General features: G+C 23.8%; 22 protein-coding genes and 1 tRNA gene. 20 read left to right on the top strand and 3 right to left on the bottom strand.

Translation table 11 applies throughout. From position 1 onward, the window contains the following. Window positions 1-82: 82 nt before the first annotated feature. The 5 genes from A6P36_RS05405 to A6P36_RS08110 all read left to right on the top strand — a co-directional run bounded on the left by A6P36_RS05405 (window position 83) and on the right by A6P36_RS08110 (window position 4,659). Entirely contained in the window at window positions 83-1,273 is a 1,191-nt protein-coding gene (locus A6P36_RS05405) for a glycine C-acetyltransferase (RefSeq protein ID WP_066761747.1), read from the top strand. A gap of 25 nt (window positions 1,274-1,298) precedes the next feature. Beyond that, complete coding sequence (locus A6P36_RS05400) at window positions 1,299-2,246, top strand: L-threonine 3-dehydrogenase (RefSeq protein ID WP_066761745.1); 948 nt, start codon at window positions 1,299-1,301, stop codon at window positions 2,244-2,246. An 11-nt stretch (window positions 2,247-2,257) separates the two neighbouring features. Continuing rightward, window positions 2,258-3,505, top strand: coding sequence for an aminopeptidase P family protein (locus A6P36_RS05395; RefSeq protein WP_066761743.1), 1,248 nt, complete (start codon window positions 2,258-2,260; stop codon window positions 3,503-3,505). 14 nt (window positions 3,506-3,519) lie between these two features. Then, window positions 3,520-4,329 (top strand): prolipoprotein diacylglyceryl transferase, encoded by an 810-nt coding sequence (lgt, locus tag A6P36_RS05390; protein ID WP_066761741.1) that lies wholly within the window; start codon window positions 3,520-3,522, stop codon window positions 4,327-4,329. A gap of 159 nt (window positions 4,330-4,488) precedes the next feature. Then, entirely contained in the window at window positions 4,489-4,659 is a 171-nt protein-coding gene (locus A6P36_RS08110) for a hypothetical protein (protein ID WP_156507983.1), read from the top strand. Window positions 4,660-4,751: 92 nt separating this feature from the next. Here A6P36_RS08110 and A6P36_RS05385 read toward each other — a convergent pair whose 3' ends face one another. Further along, window positions 4,752-5,411, bottom strand: coding sequence for a hypothetical protein (locus A6P36_RS05385; protein WP_066761739.1), 660 nt, complete (start codon window positions 5,409-5,411; stop codon window positions 4,752-4,754). A 232-nt stretch (window positions 5,412-5,643) separates the two neighbouring features. Between A6P36_RS05385 and A6P36_RS05380 the strand changes: the two genes are divergently transcribed. The 8 genes from A6P36_RS05380 (at window position 5,644) to A6P36_RS08225 (ending at window position 14,024) form a co-directional block, all read left to right on the top strand. Beyond that, window positions 5,644-6,768, top strand: coding sequence for a 30S ribosomal protein S1 (locus A6P36_RS05380; protein WP_242861669.1), 1,125 nt, complete (start codon window positions 5,644-5,646; stop codon window positions 6,766-6,768). A 22-nt stretch (window positions 6,769-6,790) separates the two neighbouring features. Further along, window positions 6,791-8,245 (top strand): aminoacyl-histidine dipeptidase, encoded by a 1,455-nt coding sequence (locus A6P36_RS05375; protein WP_066761735.1) that lies wholly within the window; start codon window positions 6,791-6,793, stop codon window positions 8,243-8,245. A gap of 43 nt (window positions 8,246-8,288) precedes the next feature. Continuing rightward, window positions 8,289-9,092 carry a rhomboid family intramembrane serine protease gene (locus A6P36_RS05370; protein WP_066761733.1) on the top strand — a complete coding sequence of 268 codons (804 nt, stop codon included), beginning with the start codon at window positions 8,289-8,291 and terminating at the stop codon, window positions 9,090-9,092. A 97-nt stretch (window positions 9,093-9,189) separates the two neighbouring features. Further along, on the top strand, window positions 9,190-9,657 hold the full coding sequence (locus A6P36_RS05365; RefSeq protein WP_066761731.1) for a TspO/MBR family protein: 468 nt from the start codon (window positions 9,190-9,192) through the stop codon (window positions 9,655-9,657). A 29-nt stretch (window positions 9,658-9,686) separates the two neighbouring features. Beyond that, window positions 9,687-10,847: an amidohydrolase gene (locus A6P36_RS05360; RefSeq protein ID WP_066761729.1), complete on the top strand. Its 1,161-nt coding sequence runs from the start codon at window positions 9,687-9,689 to the stop codon at window positions 10,845-10,847. 97 nt (window positions 10,848-10,944) lie between these two features. Beyond that, window positions 10,945-11,976 (top strand): acyltransferase family protein, encoded by a 1,032-nt coding sequence (locus tag A6P36_RS05355; RefSeq protein WP_066761725.1) that lies wholly within the window; start codon window positions 10,945-10,947, stop codon window positions 11,974-11,976. A gap of 121 nt (window positions 11,977-12,097) precedes the next feature. Further along, complete coding sequence (locus A6P36_RS05350) at window positions 12,098-13,759, top strand: hypothetical protein (protein WP_066761723.1); 1,662 nt, start codon at window positions 12,098-12,100, stop codon at window positions 13,757-13,759. Window positions 13,760-13,859: 100 nt separating this feature from the next. Then, window positions 13,860-14,024, top strand: coding sequence for a hypothetical protein (locus tag A6P36_RS08225; protein WP_191335949.1), 165 nt, complete (start codon window positions 13,860-13,862; stop codon window positions 14,022-14,024). A gap of 49 nt (window positions 14,025-14,073) precedes the next feature. Here A6P36_RS08225 and A6P36_RS05345 read toward each other — a convergent pair whose 3' ends face one another. Next, complete coding sequence (locus tag A6P36_RS05345) at window positions 14,074-15,372, bottom strand: DNA recombination protein RmuC (RefSeq protein WP_066761720.1); 1,299 nt, start codon at window positions 15,370-15,372, stop codon at window positions 14,074-14,076. Window positions 15,373-15,455: 83 nt separating this feature from the next. On the opposite strand from A6P36_RS05345, the gene polA reads away from it, so the two are divergent. The 5 genes from polA (at window position 15,456) to A6P36_RS05320 (ending at window position 20,235) form a co-directional block, all read left to right on the top strand. Beyond that, window positions 15,456-18,044, top strand: a complete 2,589-nt coding sequence (gene polA / locus A6P36_RS05340) for a DNA polymerase I (RefSeq protein WP_066761718.1) — start codon at window positions 15,456-15,458, stop codon at window positions 18,042-18,044. A 17-nt stretch (window positions 18,045-18,061) separates the two neighbouring features. After that, window positions 18,062-18,655: a dephospho-CoA kinase gene (gene coaE / locus A6P36_RS05335; protein WP_066761716.1), complete on the top strand. Its 594-nt coding sequence runs from the start codon at window positions 18,062-18,064 to the stop codon at window positions 18,653-18,655. A 16-nt stretch (window positions 18,656-18,671) separates the two neighbouring features. Continuing rightward, a complete protein-coding gene (locus tag A6P36_RS05330) occupies window positions 18,672-19,256 on the top strand; it encodes a lytic transglycosylase domain-containing protein (protein WP_066761714.1) in 585 nt (194 codons plus the stop codon). Window positions 19,257-19,265: 9 nt separating this feature from the next. Continuing rightward, a tRNA-Leu gene (locus A6P36_RS05325) sits at window positions 19,266-19,352 on the top strand. Between the two features lie 70 nt (window positions 19,353-19,422). Next, entirely contained in the window at window positions 19,423-20,235 is an 813-nt protein-coding gene (locus A6P36_RS05320; protein ID WP_066761712.1) for a class I mannose-6-phosphate isomerase, read from the top strand. 50 nt (window positions 20,236-20,285) lie between these two features. Here the strand turns inward: A6P36_RS05320 and A6P36_RS05315 are convergent, their stop codons facing one another. Continuing rightward, on the bottom strand, window positions 20,286-20,609 hold the full coding sequence (locus A6P36_RS05315; protein ID WP_066761707.1) for a hypothetical protein: 324 nt from the start codon (window positions 20,607-20,609) through the stop codon (window positions 20,286-20,288). A 233-nt stretch (window positions 20,610-20,842) separates the two neighbouring features. Between A6P36_RS05315 and A6P36_RS05310 the strand changes: the two genes are divergently transcribed. Continuing rightward, a complete protein-coding gene (locus tag A6P36_RS05310; protein WP_066761705.1) occupies window positions 20,843-22,198 on the top strand; it encodes a hypothetical protein in 1,356 nt (451 codons plus the stop codon). A gap of 6 nt (window positions 22,199-22,204) precedes the next feature. Then, window positions 22,205-24,916: a hypothetical protein gene (locus A6P36_RS05305; RefSeq protein WP_066761703.1), complete on the top strand. Its 2,712-nt coding sequence runs from the start codon at window positions 22,205-22,207 to the stop codon at window positions 24,914-24,916. Window positions 24,917-24,997 lie beyond the last annotated feature (81 nt).

Below are 24,997 nucleotides of genomic sequence, written 5' to 3'. Positions count from 1 at the left end.
GTTTATATTATAAAAAAATATTTTAAGACATGCTATAATGTAATAGTATTTAGTTAACAGTAAAAATTTGGAGGATAATTTTATGTCAAATAAAACTCTTAATTTATTTTTGAAAGATTCTTTAAATTCTTTGAAAAAAGATGGATTATACAATGAGATACAAATTTTAAATGGTTCAAATGAAAGTGTAATAAATATAGATGGGAAAAAATTTATAAATTTATCATCAAATAACTATTTGGGATTTACAACTCACAAAACTATAATGGAAAAATCTATAGAAGCCATAGAAAAATATGGTGTTGGTGCTGGTGCTGTTAGAACTATAAATGGAACACTTTTAATTCATGATGAGCTTGAAAAAGAAATTGCAAATTTTAAAGGAACAGAAGATGCGATTGCATTTCAATCTGGTTTTAATTGTAATATAGGAGTTATTTCTTCTGTTATGATGAAAGGAGATTGTATATTTTCAGATGAATTAAATCATGCATCGATTATAGATGGTTGTAGGTTATCTGGTGCTAAAATTGTAAGATATAAACACAATGATATGAAAGATTTAGAGGAAAAAATATTAGAAGCAAAAAATAGTCTTGATTTTAACAAAGGTATGATTATAACAGATGGAGTTTTTTCTATGGATGGAGATGTTGTAAACTTACCTTTGCTTGTTAAAGTTGCTGAAAAATATGATTTAATAACTTATGTTGATGATTCTCATGGAACAGGAGTTATGGGAAATGGTGCTGGTACTTGTAAGCATTTTTCACTTCAAGATAAAATTGATTTTCAAATGGGAACATTATCTAAAGCAATAGGTGTTGTTGGAGGGTATGTTGCTGGAAGTAAACTTTTAATAGATTATTTAAAAGTTAAGGCTAGACCATTTTTATTTTCTACATCTTTAACACCAGCTAGTGCAGCTGCAGCACTTGAAGCTATAAGAATATTAAATTTTAGTATTGAACCAGTACAAAGGCTTTGGGAAAATGGAAATTATTTTAAAAGAGGACTTAAAAATTTAGGATTTAATATAGGAAAAAGTGAGACTCCTATAACGCCATGTATAATAGGTGATGAAAATAAAACTCAAGCCTTTTCTAAGAAATTATTTGAAAATGGAGTTTATGCTAAAGCTATAGTTTTTCCAACTGTTTCAAAAGGAACTGGAAGAATAAGAAATATGCCTACAGCTCAGCATTCTAAAGATATTTTAGATGAAGCTTTAAGTATATATGAGAAAATTGGAAAAGAATTAGAAGTTATATAAATTTACATTATGGAAGGTTTTTAAAATGAAAAAAATATTAATTACTGGATCTCTTGGACAAATTGGAAGTGAATTAACTCTTAAACTAAGAAAAGAATATGGAATTTCTAATGTTATTTCAACTGATATTAAAAGTGTAGATAATGAAATTACAGGTGATGGGATTTTTCATATTTTGGATGTTTTAGATGGAGATAAAATTTTTGAAGTATCTAAAAAATATGGAGTTGATACTATAATACATCTTGCAGCCCTTTTATCTGCAAATGGAGAGAAAAATCCTAAAAATACTTGGAATATTAATATGGGAAGTATTTTAAATTGTTTAGAAGTTTGCCGTGAACTGAACTTAAAATTATTTGTTCCAAGCTCCATAGCTGTATTTGGAAATACCACTCCTAAAGATAATACGCCTCAAAATACTATTATGAGACCAAATACTATGTATGGTATTACAAAAGTTTCAGGAGAACTTCTTTGTGATTATTATTTTGAAAAATTTGGTGTAGACGCAAGAGGTGTTCGTTTTCCAGGACTTATTTCTTATATGACTCTTCCTGGAGGAGGAACTACGGATTATGCTGTTGAAATTTATTATAAGGCTATTTGTGATAAAAAATATAAATGTTATATAGATGAAAATACTTATATGGATATGATGTATATGCCAGATGCATTAAATTCTATAGTAAGTTTAATGGAAGCAGATAAAGGAAAGCTTATAAATAGAAATGCTTACAATATTAGCTCTATGAGTTTTTCTCCAAAAGAAATTTATAGCGAAATTAAAAAGCACATTAAAGATTTTGAAATTGAGTATGAAGTAGATCCTGTTAGACAAAAAATTGCAGAGAGTTGGCCAAACTCTATTGATAGTTCTTGTGCAAAGGATGAATGGGGATTTAAATTTGAGTATGATTTAAATAAAATGACAATTGATATGATTGATAAAATTTCTAAGAAAATTAAATAAGGAGGGAATTTATGAAAAATATTTATTTATTAAGAAGAAATAATGTATCAAATACCATGAGAAATGGTGATATGTGCATTATTTTTTCTGGTAAAGAAATAAGACTTAGTAGGGATCAAAATTATGATTTTAATGTAAATAAGAATTTTTTTTATTTAACAGGACTTAAAAATGAAAATTTAATTCTTTTTATGAAAAAAATAAATGGTGAAATAAAGTCTACGCTTTTTATTGAAAATAGAGATAAAGATAAAATAAAATGGGTGGGAAAAACTATTTTAAAATATGAGGCTATTTCTATAAGTTCTGTTGAAGAAGTAGAGTACTTAGATGAATTTGATACTTTTTTAAATAAAATATTTTTAGAAGAAGAGAGTCCAACTGTTTATTTTGATTTTGATCGTGATGATTATAGACATGATGTTTTATATTCTGAAAACTATGCTAATAATTTAAAACTTAAGTATCCAAACTTAGTAATTAAAAATATTTATCCTATTTTATCAAATTTGAGAATGGTAAAAGATGAAGTTGAAATTTTAAAAATTAGAGAATCTATTGATATTACAAAAGTCGGTATTATAAATATTTTGAAAAATTTGAAACCTAATATGTATGAATACCAAATAGAGTCATATTTCGATTTTATGATTAAATATAGTGGAGCTGAGAATACTTCCTTTAAATCTATAGTAGCATCAGGAGAGAATGCAACAATTTTACATTATATAGAAAATGATAGTAAGATTAAAGATGGAGATTTAGTTTTATTTGATTTGGGAGCAGAAAAAGATTGTTATAAAGCGGATATATCTCGTACTTTTCCATCAAATGGTAAATTTTCAGAAAGACAAAAAGAATTATATAACATAGTGTTAAATGCTCAACTTAAAGTAATTGAAGCTATTTGTCCAGGTGTTACTCAAAAAGAATTAAATGAAATTGCAAAAGAGAATTTATATTTAGGACTTAAAAAAATTGGAAAAATAAATGAGCGTGATGAAATTTCTAAATATTATTATCACGGTATAGGTCATTTATTAGGACTTGATACTCATGACGTTGGAGGAAGAGATGTTGTTTATAAAGAAGGTATGGTTGTAACAGTTGAGCCAGGTCTTTACATAGAAGATGAAAAAATAGGTATTAGAATAGAAGATAATGTTTTGGTTACAAAAGATGGTTATGAAGTATTATCAAAAGGTATAATTAAAACCGTTGAAGAAATTGAAGAATTTATGGAAAAAAATAGACAATAAAAATTGGAGGTATAATGGATAAAATATCGTTCCCAAATCTTGGGCTAGAATTTATGGTGAATAAAATAGCATTTTCTATTTTTGGAATAGATATTGCTTGGTATGCTATAATAATAACTTTTGGAATTATTGTAGCCATGATGATTTCATATAGAAATGCAAAAGCGATGAAGTTGGATACGAATTTATTTATGGATGTATTTTTTTACATGATAATATTTGGGATTATTGGAGCTAGAATTTATTATGTAGTTTTTAATTTTGATTTGTATAGAGATGATTTATTAAGTGTATTTAATTTAAGAGAAGGCGGAATTGCAATATATGGAGCTATAATTTTTGGTGCTCTTACTGTTTTAATATATACTATGGTAAAGAAACAAAAATTTTTAGATTATACGGATTGTATAGTTCCAGCTCTTGCTATTGCTCAAGCTATAGGTAGATGGGGAAATTTTGTAAATCAAGAAGCTTATGGATATGAGACAAATTCTCTTTTTGCAATGACTATAATGGAAAATGGAAAGTTTGTAACGGTTCATCCAACTTTTTTATATGAAAGTGTTTTAAATGTTGTAGTATTTATAATTCTCATGATATTTTTCAATAAGTTTAGGAAAAATTCTGGAGAAGTAACATACTTGTATGGAATTTTCTATGGTATTGGAAGATTTTTTATAGAAGGTATGAGAACAGATAGTTTATATTTAGGAATTTTTAGAATATCACAGATAGTTTCTTTAATACTAGTAATAGCTGGAACGGTTTTGTTTATTTACTCTAGATTTTACAAAAAACAAATTAAAAATAGTCCTCTTTCATGAGGACTATTTTTTTGTATTAAAGTGATAATTTAATTTTAAGTTGGTATTGTTATTATTTTACATTTGTTTTTTATAGAATTTGTTTGGGGTGAATTTTGGTGATTTTTTTAATGGATTTACTGATTAGTTTCATGTGTTTGAATGGTTTTGGGGGTTAATGTGGGTAATTTTAAATGTGTTTTTGTATTTGATGAATGGGTAGAAGTTTCAGATGTTTTATTAATTGTAGAAGCATTTGTTCTGTTAGATTCAATAATAAGCATTGATGCTCCGAGAGCAGCCATGCCAGTAAGACCTAAAACCATTATTTTATTTAAGCTTTTATTATAGTCTTGTATATTGTGTTTGTAAGAATTATATTTTGACATAGGCTAACTCTCCTTAATTTATTTTTGAAATTTATAGATAAAGTTTGAGTTTAATTATTTTCTATGAAATCCTTCTGTAGTAAAAACAGGTCCTCCAGTATTTTTCTGTTGGCTATAAGCCTGTTGATTTAAGCCTCCGTCTTTTAATGTTAAGCTACTAGCATTTCCACCTTGAAATGGTTTTGTTTTATCTCCAAGTGAACCTACATTTGATAATTTTGGAGTTCCTTTACCACCTGTTGACGTTAATGATCCAGCTGAGCTTGAAGTTGAAGTTGTTGTTGTTAAAGTTGAAGTTTGAGTTTTTGGAGCAGTAGGTGAAGTGTTTTTATTTAACATTCCTGAACTTTCAGAAGTTTTTGGAAGTCCTGCAAATTGAGTTCCATTAGATCCTATTCTTCCAGAATTTATAGACCCAGGAGCTCCGTGTAATACTCTTGAAGTCCCGATTTTAACTCCAGAAGAAGAACTTATTTTTCCAGTTGATCCAGGAATTCTAGTTATTGTTCCTCCTTTAACCATTTTAGCTGCCATACTTCCAACTCTTCCCATCATAGCTTGAGCATCTTGATTTTGTCCTCCAATTGCTGCCCCTGCTCCAATAGCAGCCATACCAGCTAATGTAAGAGCAATACTTTTATTTAATTTTGCATTTTTCTTGTTTTTAGTTAAATTCTTATCCTTAATTTTATAATCACGATTATTTCTTCCCATAAGCACTCTCCTTAGTAATTTTTTTAACTATAGTATTTATTGTCGTTTTAGAAATAAATGTCTTTAGTTCATTTAATAAAAATTTTAATGTGTAAATACAAATTTAAATTGTTTTAATTTTTTTTTTAAAGTGTTAAAATGTATAAAGAAGTTTGTTTTAGGAGGTGGGGATGTATTTATATAAATTTATTTTTATAAATACATTTTAGCTATGGATAGAGATAAAAAAATAATGGAAGAACTAATGGATGATTCTTTAAGTTTTAAAAAAATAAAAAAGGGAAGCATACTAAAAGGAGAAATAATTTCTTCATTAAAAGATGAAATTGTTGTTAATATAAATTATTTTTGTGACGGAATTGTAAGGAAAGAAGAACTTTTAAAAGATATAGTAGTTGGAGAAACATATTTAAAAGGTCAGCAAATAGATGTGTTTGTTGTTTCATTAGATGATGGATTTGGAAATGTATTATTATCTGAGAAAAAAGCTTATTATGAGAATGCTATTAATGAGCTTAGAGAAATTTATAAAAATGGTAAAAAGGTTGAAGTTTTTGTTAAAGAAGAAGTAAATGCAGGACTTGTTTGTGACTTTAAAGGAGTTAGAGGATTTATTCCAAAATCAAGAGTTTCAATTAATAAAGTTAATTTGAGTGATTATTTAAATAAAGTTTTAGAAGTTGTTTTAATTGAATTTGATATGAGTAAAAATAAAGTTGTATTTTCAAGAAAGGAAATAGAGCAAGAGAAAATTGAAAAAAATAAGAGAGAACTTTTAAGTAGAATAAATGTTGGAGATAAATTTTTAGGAACAGTTAAAAATATAAAGGATTTTGGAATCTTTTTAGATATTGGAGGAGTTCAAGGATTTGTACATAAATCTGAAATGACTCACAAGCAAAAATTTAATATTAATGATTTGGTTAAAGTTGGGGACAAGGTTAATGTTTATGTTTTAAATTATGATAAGGAAAATAACAAAGTATTATTAACTATGAAAGATTCAAATTATAGCCCATTTTTAGAATATAAAAATGATTTCATAGAAGGAAATATATATGATGTTACTGTTTTAAAAATTGTATCTTCAGGAATTATTGTATCTTTAAATGACGAATTAACAGGTTTTATACATGTAAGTGAAATTTCAGATGATATGGTAAATTTGAATAAATCATTTAAGGTAGGAGATAAAATAAAAGCTAAAATTTTATCTATAAACGGGGAAGATGAAAAAATATCTTTAAGTTATAAAAAAGTTTTTGAAGAAGAAAATGATTCTACTTATGTAGATAATGAAGTTTCAAATAGTACTCTTGGAGATGTTTTTAAGGATATTTTTTCAAAGTTAAAATAATTGTTTAAGGAGAATTTATATTATGAGTAGGGTTTTAGAAAATATCGAGCCTAAAGAGGTTTTAAAATATTTTGAGGATATAAGTAAAATTCCAAGAGCATCTAAGGAAGAAAAACAAATTAGTGATTATTTATTAAATTTTGCAAAAACATTGAATTTAGAAGTAGTACAAGATGAAAATTTAAATATTTATATGAGAAAGAAAGCAACACCTGGATATGAAAATGGAAAAACTGTTATTTTACAAGGTCATATGGATATGGTTTGTGAAAAAAATGAGGGAACAATACACGATTTTAAAAAAGATCCTTTAAAACTTAGAGTTATTGATGGAAAAATTTATGCAACAGATACAACATTAGGAGCAGATAATGGTATAGCTGTAGCATATATAATGGCACTTATGGCATCAAAAGATATACCTCACCCTGAAATAGAAGCTTTAATAACTGTTGATGAAGAAACTTCTATGAATGGTGCTAAAACTTTTGATCCTAGTTTTTTTAGAGGTAAATATTTAATAAATATTGATTCAACATATGACTCTAAACTTTTAGTGAGTTGTTCTGGAGGACTTAGAGCTTCTGTGACAAAAAAGGTTAATCATGAAGAGATTCAAGGAGAGATTGTTACAATAAAAGTAAGAGGATTAAAAGGTGGACATTCTGGAATTGATATTAATAAAGAAAGAGGAAATGCAAATAAAATACTTGGAAGAATTTTGATAAATATAGAGAAAAATTATACTAACATAAATATTGTATCTTTAAGCGGTGGTGCTAAAGATAATGCAATTCCAAGGGAAGCAGATTGTCAAATAGCTGTTGATTCTAGTGATGTTGACAATATAATTTTAGCTGTTAAATCTGTAGAAGAAGTTATAAAAAAAGAGTTAGAATGTGAAGAAGAATTTAATGTTATAGTTTCTAAAAATGATAAACCTTTAAAAAATAATATGATTACAGTTAAAGATTCTAAAGATTTAATAGATTTAATGTACTTAATTCCAAATGGAGTAAAAACTCAAAGTATTGCTATAAAAGATTTGGTTATAACTTCTAATAATTTTGGAGTTATTGAATATGATGGAGATACTGTAATTTTTAAAAATGCTATTAGAAGTTCTATAGATTCTGCAAAATATAATGTTGTTAGGGAAATAGATGTTTTAAGTCGTGCTTTTAGAGCTGTAACAAAAGAATCTGCATCATATCCAGGTTGGGAATATGATAAAAATTCAGAAATTAGAGAGATTGCTCAAAGAGTTTATAAAAAAATGTTTAATGATGAAATGGAAGTTTATGCTATTCATGCAGGAGTTGAATGTGGACTTATAAAGGAAAAATTACCACATCTTGATATGGTATCCTTTGGTCCAATCATTAAAGATAATCATACTCCAGGTGAATGGGTTTCTATAGGTTCAACAAAAAAAGTTTGGGAATTTTTAAAGGCAATATTATCTGATATAAAGTAGTTTTGTTATAATGTGATAGCTAGTTTCAGGAAGGAGGCTTTTTATGAAGGCTTCAAAAATTAAACATAAGTACAGAAACTTTGGAATTAAAAACTTAATGTTTGTAATAATTTCTGCGAATATTTTGGTTTATTTATTATCTATGTTTGGAAACATTAATTTGTCTTTAGCACTTGCACTTATTCCTAGTCGTGTGCTTCAAGGAGAGATTTGGAGAGTTATAAGTTATATTTTTATACCTCCAACTTTTAATCCATTCTTTTTAATATTTGTATTGATGTTCTATTTTTATATTGGTAGAGAACTTGAAAATTATTGGGGAACATTTAAATTTAATTTATATTATTTTTCAGGGGTATTGATAAGTAGTGTAACAGCAATGATATTTAATATACCAGTTGTTGGAGTTTCAGATTTAAATATGTCTTTATTTTTGGCTTATGCAGTTTTAAATCCAGATCATATGTTATATTTATTTATGGTTTTTCCAATAAAAATGAAATATTTAGCTATAGTTACTTTGACTATATTAGGTTATAAATTCTTTACAACTAGTTTTTGGCAAATTAAATTTATAGTAATTGCTCCAATTTTAAATTTTTTAATATTCTTTTTGCCATATTTTTTGAAAAATACAAAAAGTGGAATTAAAGCTACAAAAAGGAGACAAGTTTTTGAGTCCAAGGTTTTAAAATTTGAAGATTCTAAAATTTCAAGACATAGATGTTGTGAATGTAAAAAGACTGAAAAAGATGATGAAAATTTAGAGTTTAGATATTGTTCTAAATGTAATGGAAGTTATGAATATTGTAGTGAACATATATTTAATCATGAACATAGAGAATAAAAAAATAATTGGGAGGTTTAGCTTCCAATTATTTTTTTGTATAAAAGCAATTAGATTATAATAATATATTAAAAAATAAAAAAAGGTAGTGATATTTGTGAAAGAAAAATTAAATAATTTAAGAGTTTTGATTTTTATTTTAATATTTAATTTTTTGGGAGGATACATATCAAGCTTACTTTCAGGAGATCAAAAGTTAGTATATAATTCTTTAGAAAAACCTTGGTTTTCACCACCTAGTATTGTGTTTCCGATAGTTTGGAGTATTTTATATTTTTTACTGGCTGTTGCAATTTTTTTAAATTATAAAAAAGGTGGAAGAGATTTTTTAATATATTTTATATCAATGTTTATAAATTTTTCATGGAGTTATATATTTTTTGCACAAAGACTTTATGGCATAGGTTTTTTAATAATAATAGTTTTAATTGTTTTATGTATTTATTTAGGAATAAGGTTTTTTAAAAATTCAAAAATTGCATCATTAATTATTTTGATATATTTATTATGGTTAAGTTATGCAGGACTATTAAATTATTTTATATGGGTGTATAATGAAATGTAAAAATTAGTTATATATAGGAGGGATTTGAGATGTTAATTAAAAATGGTAAAGTTTATACTATGAGTAATTTTGGAATTTTAAATTCTGGAGATATAAGAATAGATAAAGGTAAAATAGTTGAGATTGGAAATGATTTATCACCTATAAATAATGAGGAAGTTATAAAACTTAATGGAGAATTTGTTTATCCAGGATTTATTGATGTACATGGACATATGGGATTGTATGAATGGGGAATGGGATTTGAAGGAGCTGATGGAAATGAAATGACAGATCCAATAACTCCGCACATGAGAGGAATAGATGGAATAAATCCTATGGATATTAGTTTTAAGCATGCTAGAGAAGGAGGGGTTACTGTAGTTGTTTCTGGACCTGGAAGTGCAAATGTTTGTGGTGGAACATTTGGAGCGTTTAAAACTTATGGAACTTGTATAGATGAAATGGTTGTTAAAAATCCTATAGGTATGAAAGTAGCATTTGGAGAAAATCCAAAGAGGGTTTACAATTCAAAATCTAAAATGCCAATGACTCGTATGGGGACTGCGGCGCTTTTAAGAAGTTTAATAGTGGAGTCAAAAAATTATTTAGCTAAAAAGGAAAAAGCAGAATCAAAAAATGAAGTATTTACAGAATTTAATTTAAAATATGAAGCTATGATACCTGTTCTTAAGAAAGAAATTCCTTTAAAAGCTCATTGTCATAGGGCAGATGATATTTTAACAGCTATACGAATTGCAAAAGAATTTGATTTAGATTTAACTTTAGATCACTGCACTGAAGGACATTTAATTGCAGATAAAATAAAAGAGTCAGGTTTTCCAGCTATAGTTGGTCCTACAATGACTCACGCATCAAAAATAGAATTAGGAAATAAAACTTTTGATACACCATCTGTTTTAATAAATAAAGGAGTAAAGGTTGCTATAGTTACTGATCATCCAGTAATAGAGCAAGAATATCTTCCAATTTGTGCAGGGCTTGCAACTAAAAATACAGGATTAAGCGAACTAGATGCTCTTAAAGCAATTACAATTAATGCAGCTGAAATTGTAAATATACAAGATAAAGTTGGAAGTATTGAAAAAGGAAAAGATGCAGATATTGTAATTTTTGATAAAAGTGCATTATTTTCTGATTCAAAATGTTTATATACTATAATTAATGGTGAGATTGTACATAGATTGTAGTTATAATAAAAATTAAAAATGTAATACTATAATTAGTTAGTATTGCATTTTTATTTTTTAAGAAGAGTTTTTAAAATAGATTAAGGATGATTAAAATTTGAGACGATTTGACTTTATAGATGTATTTAAGGCTTTTGGTGTGTTTTTTGTTATACTTGGACATATGCCGATTAAAGGAGAGATATATTCTTATATTTTTTCATTTCAATTAGCTATATTTTATTTTGTTGGTGGTTTTTTATATAGAGATGCTCATTTAATTAATTCATTTTGGGATTATTTAAAGAAAAAAATAAAAAGAGTTCTTGTTCCTTATTTTATTTTAGGAATATTGTCATCTATTGTATATATTTTATATAACAGATATTTGGGGGAGAGTTATGATGTTTTAGATATAGCGAATTCTCTTTTAATATCTAAAAGAAATAAAATTTATATTAATGTACCATTATGGTTTTTAACTTCGTTTTTTACTGTAGAAATTATTTATTATGTTTTGAAATGTATATTTAATAATTATGTAATTTTTATTTTAGTATTTGTATTTGGATTTATTGGAGTCGTAATTTTTAGGACTACAGGATCTTTGTATACTCTTCCTTGGAGCTTTGATGCCTCTTTGTATTTTATTATTTATTATTTCATTGGGGATTTATTTGCAAATGTTGTTACATATTCAAATAGAGATTTTTTACATTTTTTTAAAAATTTATTTTTAGTTTTTGTTGTATCTATAACAATTAATGTTATGAATTTATTTAATTTAATAGAGCATGCAGATATTATATATTACGACTTTGGTTTTTGGATCGCTTTAATATCATATCTTTTTCATGTATTTATAAGTTTAACAGGGGTATTTACTTATTTGTTTTTATCTTATATTTTAAAATGGATAAATATTTTAAGGTTTATTGGTAGAAATTCATTGTATTATTTTGCTTTTCATATGCCTATTTATTACATACTTTATAATGAAGGTGTATTTAGTTTTATATTGAGTGGTGAATTTTTAAATGGAATAAATTTGAATTTAGTTGGAATTATATACACTTTAATTTTAATTATTGTTATTACTCCTTTAGTTTTAAGTATAAATTTTGTTAAAATGTTAATACATAGAATTTAAAAATGAACACTTATATGGTTTTATAAGTGTTTATTTTTTTTTTGAAATATGTTAAATTAATTTAATGAAATCAATTAGAAGTTACATTTTTGCGAAATTATAGAAGGTATTTTGAGATAATATGTTTAAGTTTAATATAAGTGAGGAAATCATTTTTAATATAAAAAATGGTAGTTTTAGGAATAAATTATTTGGTTGTAGTGAGAGTTATTTATTTGATAAATTTTTGAATAAAATTCGTAATGAAAATGTTTTGATTGTTTATGGATTTGATAACAAAATTAGAGAAGAGATTTGTATTGAAGTTATTTATAGGTTTTTTTATGGTAATGAAAATTTAGATTTGAGTGTTTTTAAAATAAGTTGCGTGGATGAATTAGATGAAATTTATTTAGGTGATAAAGCTCAGATATTTTATTTAAATGATTTTTTTGGAAAAATTAATTTTAAATTATTAAAATTTAAAAGTTATTTAGATAGAATAACTAATTCAAAAAATAAGTTTTTAATTGTGAATATAAGAGATTTTACAAAAGATAAAATTTCTCATTTTGCTTTATGTGAAAATTTAAATGATTATAAAGATGATATTTTAAATATTTTAGGTAGTAACCTAAAAGAAGTAACTAATACTTTTGAAGATGTATATTCTAGATTTTTCTATATGGATAAGTTTATTTTATTTTCTGTAGTTATTAATAATTTAAATCATATAGATATGTGGTTAAAAATTACGAAAAATTATTTTTTAGGTAAACATATTTTAAGGGAAAATAAAGATTTTAATGAGAGTATTTTGGAATCATTTAAAAAACTTGAAGATGAATTTATTTCTATATGTGAAGATGGAAGTTTTTGTATAAAAAATTTAGTTGTTGAGGACTTCTTATTAAGTAAATTAAAAAATGAACTTAATATTGTTAAAGACTTGTTTAATAATATAAGTTGTTATTCTAATTTGAAAAACTTTGTAGGAATTTTGAAAAAATTAAATATAAAAGTTAGTTATACACAGGAAGAATATGAAAGTAATTTAAAGTGTAATTTGTTTGAAATTATATGTTCAAATAATATTAAGGATGTTATAGGGCTTTTAAAATTTAGTTTAGAATTGTTTGATATTATAGGAGTAAGAGATTTTTCTATAATAGATAATTTAAATATTAGAATAATTTATTCAAATGTTAATATGGATAACGCTATAAATTATTTTTGTGTTATAAAAGATTTTAAAGAGATTTTAATAGAGAATGAGATATTTAAAAATAAGCTTTTTAATTTAATGTATAGTTATAATTCTTTAAGAGATTTTGAATTTTATAATTATAATTTTAAATATTTTTTATTTGTAAGTGAGTTTTATAATTTGTATGATACTATAGATGATGAGGAATTTTTGGATATAAAAAAATATTTTGATAGACTTGTAAACATAATTTTAAATAATATAAATTCATATTTTAATTTAGAGTATTTTAGTTTAAGTAATGAAATTAAACAAGCTTTAATTGATTTAAAAGTTTTAATTGAAAAGTTCAATGTTAAGTTTATATTTTTAGAAAATGTAGAAGAGCTTTTTAATAATGTAAAGTATAAATTTAATGAATTATTTAACAATGTAATTAATTTTGTGCCACAAAATAATCAGGAATATTACACGCTTATATATTTTGAAAATGAGCTTGATAGGAATAAAGATTTTATAGAATATACTTTTGAAAATATAAATTTGGAATGGATATTTGAAGAAATTAAGAAAAATATTTGCAAATTTAAGGCATAAAAAAACAAATTTTTTAAAATTAATATAGTATAATATTTTTAAGTTGTTGATGAAGAGTTTATTTGTGTTTTAAGTTATTATAATTTTGAGGGGTGTCTAAGTGAACAATAATGACATAATTAACAATAATATTGATGTTATAATAAGAAGCATTAATTGTTATGATTGTAAAAATAGAGGTGAAAACAATGAATGTAAAATATATGGAGAAATACCAAATAGTATTTTAAAGGAACTTGAGGAATGTTCATTTTTTCACAATTAAGTGTACATATAAAAACATGAGTTCTAAAATTAGAACTCATGTTAAATTTTTAATTGTATGGTAAAGATTCTACGTTTTTAAGTTTATTTTGTATCTTTTTTGTTTTAGTTGTTGATAGAGAATTTAAATCGTTTGTTGCCTGTTCTAGTTTATCTTTTGCTTTTTCTAGTATATTTGAGAAACTTTCAAATTCTTTTTTTACCTCTCCTAATACTTTCCAAACTTTGCTCGAATGTTTTTCTATGGATATTGTTTTAAATGCTAAGTTTAAACTGTTTAATAATGCGTATAGTGTTGTAGGACCAGTTATAATTATTTTGTATTCTCTTTGTATGAATTCTATTAAATGTACTCTTTTAGATATTTCAGAGTATAGGCTTTCTATTGGAAGAAATAATATTGCAAAGTCTGTTGTGTTGTTTATATCTATATATTTTTCGCTTATATCTTTTGAAAATTTTTTAATAGATGTTTCTAATAATTTTGAAAATTTTGAAATCTCTTCTTTATTTGAAGTTTCATATGCGTTTAATAAATTAGCGTAGTTTTCAATTGGAAATTTTGAATCAATTGGAAGTAGTATTTGTTCATTAGAATTTTTAGTTGGTATTTTTAAAGCAAATTCAACTCTATCTTTTGAGTTTTGTTTTGTTATAACATTTTTACAATATTGATTTTCATTAAGTGTTTGAGAAAGTATATTTTCTAATTGATATTCTCCTATTATTCCCCTAGTTTTTACGTTTGATAAAATTTTTCTAAGATCGTTTATTGAAACTGCAAGAGTGTTCATCTCACCTATTCCTTTATGTACAAATTCTAATCTTTTACTTACGAATTCGAAAGATTTTGATATTCTATTTTCAAGAGTTTTCTGAAGTTTTTCATCAACGGTATCACGCATTATATCAAGTTTTTTTTCTGTAGATATAATAAGATTATTTTGAGTGGTGTTAATAATATTTAATTGTTTTTCAAGGTTTGTAGAAATTTTTTCAAATGAATTTGAAAGTTCATCTCTATTCATTTTCGAATCTATATTTGATTGATTTCTTAATGAATTTATGGAAGAGTTTAAATTTATATTAATTTCGTTTAACCTATTATTTAAAATTTCTATTAATGCCATAATTTGATTTCTAATTTCATCACGTAGATTTTTTTCAGTATTTGAAACATAATTCGTGATTTTAGAATCAATTTTTGAAATTATGTTTTCTATGTTTGATATTTTGTTTAAATAGTTATTTGTTTGAAATTTGTATATGTATTCTCGGAAACATAAAATCAAAAATATGTTTAATAAAATTATGATTATTATACCTATAGATAAAAAAATATTTAACATATAAATCTCCTTTTATAAAATTGAAAATTATTTTTAATTATTGTAAATTTAAAGATAAGTATTTACGTTTAAAGAGGTAAACTATGGAAAAAATTTTAATACTTGATAGTAACAGTCTTTTAAATAGAGCGTTTTATGCACTTCCACTTTTAACAAGCTCAAAAGGTATTCATACAAATGGAATACTTGGATATTTAACTATGTTTTTTAAAATGCAAGAGGAGTTTGATGCAAAATATGTAGTTGCTACATTTGATAGAAAAGCAAAAACCTTTAGACATTTAGAGTATAAAGAGTATAAAGCTGGTAGAAAATCCATGCCAAATGAATTAAGAGAGCAATTAGATCCTTTAAAAGAAATTTTAAGAGCTATGAACATAAATATTTTTGAACTTGATGGTTTTGAAGCAGATGATTTAATTGGAACTTTTTCGAAAATTTTTGAAGAGATGGGATTTGAACCTATAATAATAACTGGAGATAAAGATGCTCTTCAACTTTGTTCTGATATAACAAAAGTAATTATAACAAAAAAGGGAATATCAGATAAAGAAATTTATGATAATAAGAAAATGATTGAGACTTATGGAGTAACATCAAGTGAATTTATTGATGTTAAAGCTCTTATGGGAGACAAGTCTGATAATATACCTGGAGTATCTGGAATTGGAGAAAAGGGAGCTATAAATTTAATTAAGGAATACAAATCTATCGAAAATATTTATGAAAATATAGATTCTATGAAAGAAGGAAAAGTTAAAAACAATTTAATAGAACATATGGATTTAGCTTTTTTATCTAAGAAATTAAGTAGAATAAATAGAGAGGTTCCTATTGAATTTAATTTTGATGAGCTTAAAATTTATAAAGATTTTGAATTAAATAAAGTGGTTGAATTATATAAAGAGTATGAACTGAAATCAATTATGAGTAAAATTGGTTTTGGAGATAAAACAAGTAGTGAAAATGAAAATTTACATATAAATAAAGTTAATAATATTGAGGAATTAGAGAATTTAGTAAAAAACATACATAAAAATGCAAGAATTTTATACTTAGATTGTGATACAAGAGGAGATAAGGTATCTAATCTTGACTTTGAAAATATATATTTGAATTTTAATAATGAAAGTTATTTAATATGTAGAGAATTAATAGAGGAAAATTTTGATTTAATTTCAAAAATATTTTCCTGTGAAGTTAAAAAAGTTTGTTTTAATTCTAAGATTATTTATAAAATTATGTTTAAACACAATAAAGAAATTAATAATGTTATTTTTGATATAATACTTGCAGAATATTTGATAAATCCAGGTAAAGAATGTGATGTTCTTAGTTTGTGTAGCAATTATGCAAATACATATTTAAATGAAGATAAAAAATATTTAGGAATTTGTTGTTTTGAAAAAATTTATAATATTTTAAAAAACAAGATAGAAGAAAATAATATGGAGGATTTATATTTTGAAATAGAAAATCCTTTGTCCTTAGTTTTGGCTAAAACTGAATTAGAAGGATTTAAGGTATGTTTAAATACTTTGAATTATTTAAAAGAAAAGTTTGAAATTAAAATAAAAGAGTATTCTGAAAAGATATATGATTTAGCAGGAGAGGAATTTAATATAAATTCTCCTAAACAATTAGGAAAAATTTTGTTTGAGAAATTAGATTTACCTGTTATAAAAAAGACTAAAACAGGTTATTCAACAAATGCTGATGTGCTTGAAGCTTTAATAGATAAACATGATATTATAAATGAGATAATTAATTATAGACAAATTACAAAGCTTCAATCTACATATATAACTGGATTAATTGAGGTTATTGATAATGATGGAAAGATTCATACTTCTTTTAATCAAACAATAACTGTTACTGGAAGATTATCAAGTACAGATCCTAATTTGCAAAATATTCCTATTAAGTATCCGTTAGGAAGAGAGATTAGAAAAGTTTTTATTCCAGATAATGAAGAATGTGTTATTTTAAGTGCTGATTATTCTCAAATAGAACTTAGAGTGTTAGCTCATATTTCAGAAGATAAACAAATGATAGAAGCTTTTAGAAATAATTTGGACATACATAAAATTACCGCATCTGAAATTTTTTCTGTTGAAGAAGATGAGGTAACAACTGAAATGAGAAATAAATGTAAAGCTGTAAATTTTGGTATAGTTTATGGGATAAGCGATTTTGCACTTTCTCAGGATTTGAAAATTTCAAGAAAAGAAGCAAAAGAATACATGGATAAATATTTTGCTAGATATGTTGGAGTAAAATACTATTTAGATAATATTATAGAATTTTCAAAACAAAATGGGTATGTTAGAACAATTTTTAACAGAATTAGAAATATTCCAGAGATTAGATCTTCAAATAAAATAGTGAAATCTCTTGGAGAAAGATTATCTATGAACACTCCTATTCAAGGAAGTGCTGCAGATATTATAAAACTTGCAATGATAAAAGTTTTTAATAGATTAAATAGTGAAAATTTAAAATCTAAAATAATACTTCAAGTGCATGATGAACTTGTTTTAAATGTTTTTAAAAATGAGTTAGATAAGGTTTCAAATATTGTAAAAGAAGAGATGGAATTATGTTATAAAGATATGTTAGTACCTCTTGTTGTCAATATATCTTATGGTGAAAATTGGTTTGAAGCTAAATAAATTTTGGGGGTTTAATTTTGAAAAAAGTTGGTTTAACTGGTGGTATTGCATCAGGTAAAAGTACATCTGTAAGTATACTACTTGAGAATGGATTCAAAGTTATTGACTCTGATATGATTGTGAAAAATATTTTAAGAGAAGATGAAGAAGTTATTAGATATATTGAAAGGGAATTTGGAAATCAATTTGTATATAATAATAAAATTTTAAAAAGAGAATTTGGAAATTATATATTTACTTATGAGGATGAAAGAATTAGATACGAGAACTTTATAATGGATAAAATTTTTAATAAAATTAATGAAGAATTTTCCTTCCACGAGAAAAATCATGAAAAATTGTGTATATTAGATGCTCCATTATTAATTGAAAAAAATTTACATAAAGAAATGGATTATGTTGTATTGATTTGGGTAAGTGCAGAAGAACAGTTAAAAAGACTTATAGATAGAGATAAAATAGATGAAGAAAATGCTATTAAAAGAATAAATTCTCAAATAGATATTGATTTTAAGAAACAGTTTGCGGATTTTATTGTTGATAATTCAAAAGGAAAAGAATATTTAAGACAACAAATACATCGCCTATGTGTTATTTTAAAAACGTTATAAATAGGTGGTATGAGTTATGAGTAAATTAAAGGTGTTTTTTTTAATAATATTTGGTTTGATAATTACGTTTTTCGTGTTCAATAATCTTTTGAGGATGATGTATCCTATTAAGTATTATAGTTACATTGAAAAATATTCTGCAATGTATGATTTGGATAAATATTTAGTTATGTCTGTTATAAAGGTAGAAAGTAATTTTAATGAAAAGGCTACTTCTGTAAAAGATGCACGAGGATTAATGCAAATAACTCCATCTACAGGAAATTGGATTGCAGAACAAATGAATTTAGTGGAATTTTCTCCAGATAAATTGTATGATCCAGAACAGAATATATTTATGGGATGTTGGTATTTAGATAATTTAAGAAAAGAGTTTGATGATAATTACATGTTAATACTTTCTGCGTATAATGCAGGAAGAGGAAATGTAAATAAATGGTTACAAAATCCAGAATTTTCAAAAGATGGTAAGAATTTAGATTATATACTGTTTAAAGAAACAGAACTTTATATAAAGAAAATTAATTTAAATTATAATATTTATAAAGCTCTTTATGGAGATAAATTAATTGACAATAGTAAAAATTATAATTATAATTAACGTATATTTGCAGGTATGCTGAAATTGGCAGACAGGCTAGATTGAGGGTCTAGTGTGCGTATGCACGTATGGGTTCAAGTCCCTTTACCTGCACCATGATTTTAAATAGCGTTTGTAGTTTGTTACATCGCTATTTTATTTTTTATAGAAAGTGAGGGATGAGTTTATGGATAAAATAATAAAACTAAAACCATATTATGTTGAAAAAGTTTGGGGATATGAAAAGTGGATTCTGTCCACACATAAAAATGGGTATTCATTTATAGATGGGAAGGAAGAAAATTTATTTGAATATTTAGGAAAAGAATTACCTATTTTGATAAAAGAGATAAAAGCAAATGATGCATTGTCTGTTCAAGTTCATCCTTTTGATGAGTATGCTCAAAAACATGAAAATGATAATGGAAAAACTGAATGTTGGTATATAGTAGAAGCTGATGATGATGCTAGTTTAATTTGTGGAATAAAAGATGGATTAGATAGAGAAAAATTTTTAGAAATACTTAATAGTGGAAATGATATTGAGGGATTTTTAAAAAGAGAATATGTAAAAAAAGGTGATATGATATACATACAAGCAGGAACAGTACATGCTATAGATAAAGGAATAAAATTAATAGAAATTCAGCAATGTAGTGATGTAACATATAGAATTTATGATTGGGGAAGAGACAGAGAAGTTCACATAAATAAAGCACTAGATGTTATAAATTTTAATGGGGATGAAAAATCAGGAAAAATTGAACAATTTGAAATACTTAATACTCCGTATTTTGTTGTAGGAAAAATATTAGTTTCAGATGTTTACAGAGATAATTCAAAAGATAAATTTAATGTTTACGTTTGCTTAAGTGGAGATGGGATAATATTAGATAATTTTGGAAATGAAATTTCTATAAATCAGGGAGAGACTTTATATATTTTTCAAAATGTGGATTATACCATAAAAGGAAAGTTAGAATTATTAAAAATATATTAGATTTTCATACAAAAAATAGAATCATCTTTAATTAGGTGATTCTATTTTTTTCATAATTCTAAATTTTTTATGTTTAATTTATTTATAGGAAAATTATTTTTAAAAATAAGTTCTATATCCGCTGTAGTTATTTTTGAAGATGTATTTAGTTTAATGTTATAGTCAACAATATTTTGCGTGAGAAAAGAAGAAATATCACTGATATTTTTATTTTTTAATTGTACACATAAATTTTTGAAATCAGATAAATTTTCACAATAACCATTATTAATTAAATGCAAGAGATTGTCTATTAACTCTTTTAATATTAATGTGACCCTTGGTTTTGATAAATTAAGAAGTTCCAAGGATGAAAGAATTTTATACTTAATCATAAATATTTCTCCTAAACAAAAAGTGAAAATAGGTTCATTTGTAATAAGTGATAAGTAAATTATACATTTAAGTTATAAAATTGTACAGTAATTTAAAATAATTTAATTTTTAAGTATAAATATGGTAATTAATAACAAATATTAAAAATTTTATTTAAAAACTAGTTAGTTATAATAAATTAATTTGATATAATGGTCTAAGGTTTCTAAATTTACTTTTAGGAGAATTTTTAATGAAAGATATTTACATAAGAAATAAATTCAATAAAAAAATTAGTAATGAAGTTAAGAAAGAAATAGAGAATATAAAATATTTAAAAAGCTTTAAATTTGAGAATGTAAATAGTAATCAATCTTTAATAAAAGATGGGTTTTATAGATTAAAATTTGCTTTTGATTTTCATGAGGAAGATTTGGAGTTTTTAGAGAATATTAAAACTTCAATAAATAGTTTTGATTTTGAAAAATTAATTTATTTATGTGATTCCTATGAATTTAGATTTTTTAAAGTTTTTGATTACATAAGTAGAAATGTTGTTATTGATTGTAATAATTTTAAGAAAATATATTCTATTTTTATGGAGTTATTAAAAAAAGGAGAAACGGTAAATAGTATAAGTTTAGCTATTTTTGTTCTCAGTGTTTTTGATTTCAATCAAATTATTGATTTTTGTAAAAATGTTTTATGTAAGGATATAGATTATTTAGAAATATCAAGTTTTGTTTTGAAAAATTATAATATTGAGGATAATTATACGTATTTTGATTTGTTTAAGTATGTCTATAAGAATGTGAATATTACGGAATTATTAGATAGATTAAATAAAATTTATAGTAATAGTTATAGAAAATTTATTGTGGGTTTTTATTTGTTTAATATTAAAGATTTAAATTTACGTGATTTAAATGATTTTAATTTTAAAATATTACTTAGATATGTTTCAAATTGTAGAAAATCTTTAAATAATATTAGTGATAGGTTTTTATTTGAAGATAAATTTAATGAATTTAAAAATATAAATGAAGATTTGAATTTAGTTTTAAATAAAATGAGAGATATTATTAAAGAAAGATTTTTAAATTATGAAAATCTTGATATGGAATTTATTTATTTAAATATAAATTTATTTGATGATTTAAAAGAAATTTATTTAGGGAATGAATTTTTAAACTTTATTTTTGTAAAACTTAGAGAAGCTTTTTATGATAGAAATTTTAGAGAAGTTAAACAAATTATAATGATATATAATGAACTAAATATTAATATAGGTGAAAAAATTTCTGAAATATTTAATAAAGAGTATAGTTCTGTAGAATTTGGAAAATTTATTTTAAGAGCATTTAGAGATTATGAGTATTTTACTTCTATTATAGGTCAATTAGAGAAAAGGTTTTATTTAACTAAACTTGTAAATGATTTTGATTTTAGAATTATTTTGTTTAGAAGCTTGTGTATAGTTTATAAAGATTTTAATTTTGAAATTGTTGGAAGTAGTTTTTTAAATATTATTATGGATTATCAAGAATTTTATGATGAAAGTAGTAGTTATATAAATTTTATAGCCCAAAAAATTTTGGAAAGGAGTTAGGGATTAATGGCTTATATTGGATATTCAGAACATATTCCTTTGTTTACAAAATTATTGGTTGATGAATTTGGAAGTGATTATGAAGGGGATAGTTATTTAATTTATTTTGAAAATATAAGATCTTATTTATATGGGGATATATCTTCTAATGATTTGTTGGAATTTTTTGATAATTCTAATTTTTGTATATTTGAATTAGATCATTTGATAAAAAATATAAATGACATAATTGAAAAGAATATTTCTTATAAACAGAAGTTAAATAAATTTTTATTTGAAAATATAAATTCTGAGGCTTCAGATAATAGAGGAATTTCCATTAAATCATTATCTTTAATGTTTGATGATTTTATGGATATATATAATGAAAACATATTTGATTATGAAAGTTTTTATATATCTATTTTTGGAGTTTTTATAAATTTGTCTCAAGAGAAATTTATGGAATTTATATATGATATTATAAAATACAATAGTTTAACATTTGATGATTTTTATTTTCTCATAAATTTTTTGAAAGATATGGTTGAATTTAAATATTTAGATAAATATGTTAAAGAATTTATACTATATTCAGAAGATTATTTAGATGTTATTGATAATTCTGTTGAGCACATATCCATACTTATGTTTCTAACATTTAAGTTGAATAAAACACTAATTAATTTGTCAAAAAATTCAGAGAATGATTTTTGGTCAAAGGATAAGAAATTTATATTGGCTACACTAAAATTATTTAGTAATTATTGTAGAGAATATAATTTGGTGTTTATTGAGCAAATTGATGATAAAAATAAGAAATTTATAGAGAATAGAGATGTTATTTATACGTTTTTGAAATATTTAACTGAATTTCTGATTAATGAAGAAGATTGCAGTGTTATTTTAAGTGTATATTCAAGATTAATGTTTGATTATATGGATTATGATGTTGTGAAAAAGGTGACAAAAATTGTTAAATACTTAGTTTCACCTGTATTTAAGTATGACAAGATTGAAAGTATTATGGTTTCAAATAACACTCAGGATATTATAAATATATTAAGTTTTTCTTTTTTAACGGGACTTAATTATGTTATTTTGTTTAGTGATAATTGTAAAAAGTATGGTTTTAATAAAGAAATATGTTTATATATTTTGAAACTTATATTATCTGAAGAAATTGATAATAAAAGAGATTATTTTATATATTTTATAAAGATATTTTATACTAATATATTGGAAGAATTTACTTATGGAGATGAGGTGTTATTTAATTATTTATTATGGATAACTAATGATATAGTAAATAGTGGAACTAATATTACTGGAATTGAAGATGTTATAAATTTATTGAGTAGAAATAATAAAATTCAAAATAGTCAAATGTATAACTTAATTAAAAATTTAGTTTCAAAAATTGAACATGTTTATACATACAGTTTTGAGGGGAAATCATTTTATAAGTTTGTTTTGGAAAAAGAGCAGGGTGTTTATTATAGAAGAATAGATAGGGAATATTTTCATGCTAAAAGTATTTTTTATCAAGAATATGATTTTGAAGTTTTAAATGAAAAAGAGGAATTAATAAAAAAATTAGAAAGTTATTTTGAAAATAGAAATTCTTTAAATAGAGATGATTATTATAGATTTTTAATAAATAACAAGTATTTTGATGTTTATAAATTTGATATTTTAGAAAAAATTAAGAAATTATGTATTGATAAGTGTGTATTAAAAGATGAATGTGATTTTTTAATATATGATTCTCCACATGAAGAAGGGTTTAAATTTGGTATATTGCTTTCGCTTGAATTAGATGAAAAAATTTATGAAGATGTTTATAAGAATGTTGTTTCAAAATTAACTTATGGTGATATTTTTTATGAAGTTTATAGAAAATTTAAGTGTTTAGATGAAGAATACATTTTATCTTCTCATGAGTCATATGTTTTTGTGATAAAATGGGAAATGGTGAGAGGTAATATAAAACTTGATAGTTTAAGGGAAATTATATTTAAATATTTAGATAGATTTGGTACAAAATTAAATTCGTATGCTTTTGTTTATATAATTGTTTTTTTAGATCACGTAGATAGTACTAGTATTTATAATGATGTAAATATGACCACCTTAAAATTAAAGACTATTATGAAGTTGCTTAAGGAAGATAATAATAAAATTATAGAAAATGATGTACTAGTATATGAGATTTTTAACAAATGTTTTGAAGTATATACTAAGTCTTTTGTGTCGCTTACACAATTTGAAGTTTTGGAAGAAATATATAATTTATTTGAAAATAAATTTGTTAAATTAAACGGTAATGAAATAGAGCATAAAGATATAGAGTTGAACCATGAAGTGGATATAAATAAAAAATCTAATTTTAAAATGAGATATAGTGAAATTTTAAAAAAGATAAATAAAATATTTAAAAGTTCAGAAGCGGATGAATATTATGAAAATATATTTATATCACAAAATATTGATCTTATAATTAGTATCCTTTCCAATGAAACTAAATTCTATAATGAAAGTATGAATTTATTTTATGAGTATGTCAATGAAAATAGTTTGAATGCTCTTTGTAAGATATATAAGAAGAGTATAGAAAATATTTTTGTTGCTAGAGTGTTTATAAAGCTATTATCTTTTTATCCGAATGTAATAATATCTACTTTAAAAGATTCTAAAAAATTAGATTTATATGTAAAAATACTTGAATGTTCTATATGAATAAAGCAAAAGTATCTTAAATTGATGCTTTTGCTTTTTTGAAAAATAAAAAAATATAAAAATACTATTGACTTAATTTAT

Origin of the sequence: Candidatus Arthromitus sp. SFB-turkey, assembly GCF_001655775.1 — a bacterium.
Classification (GTDB): domain Bacteria; phylum Bacillota; class Clostridia; order Clostridiales; family Clostridiaceae; genus Dwaynesavagella; species Dwaynesavagella gallinarum.
Note: the sequence above shows the minus strand (reverse complement) of the source record. Positions and strands in the feature narration are given on the sequence as shown.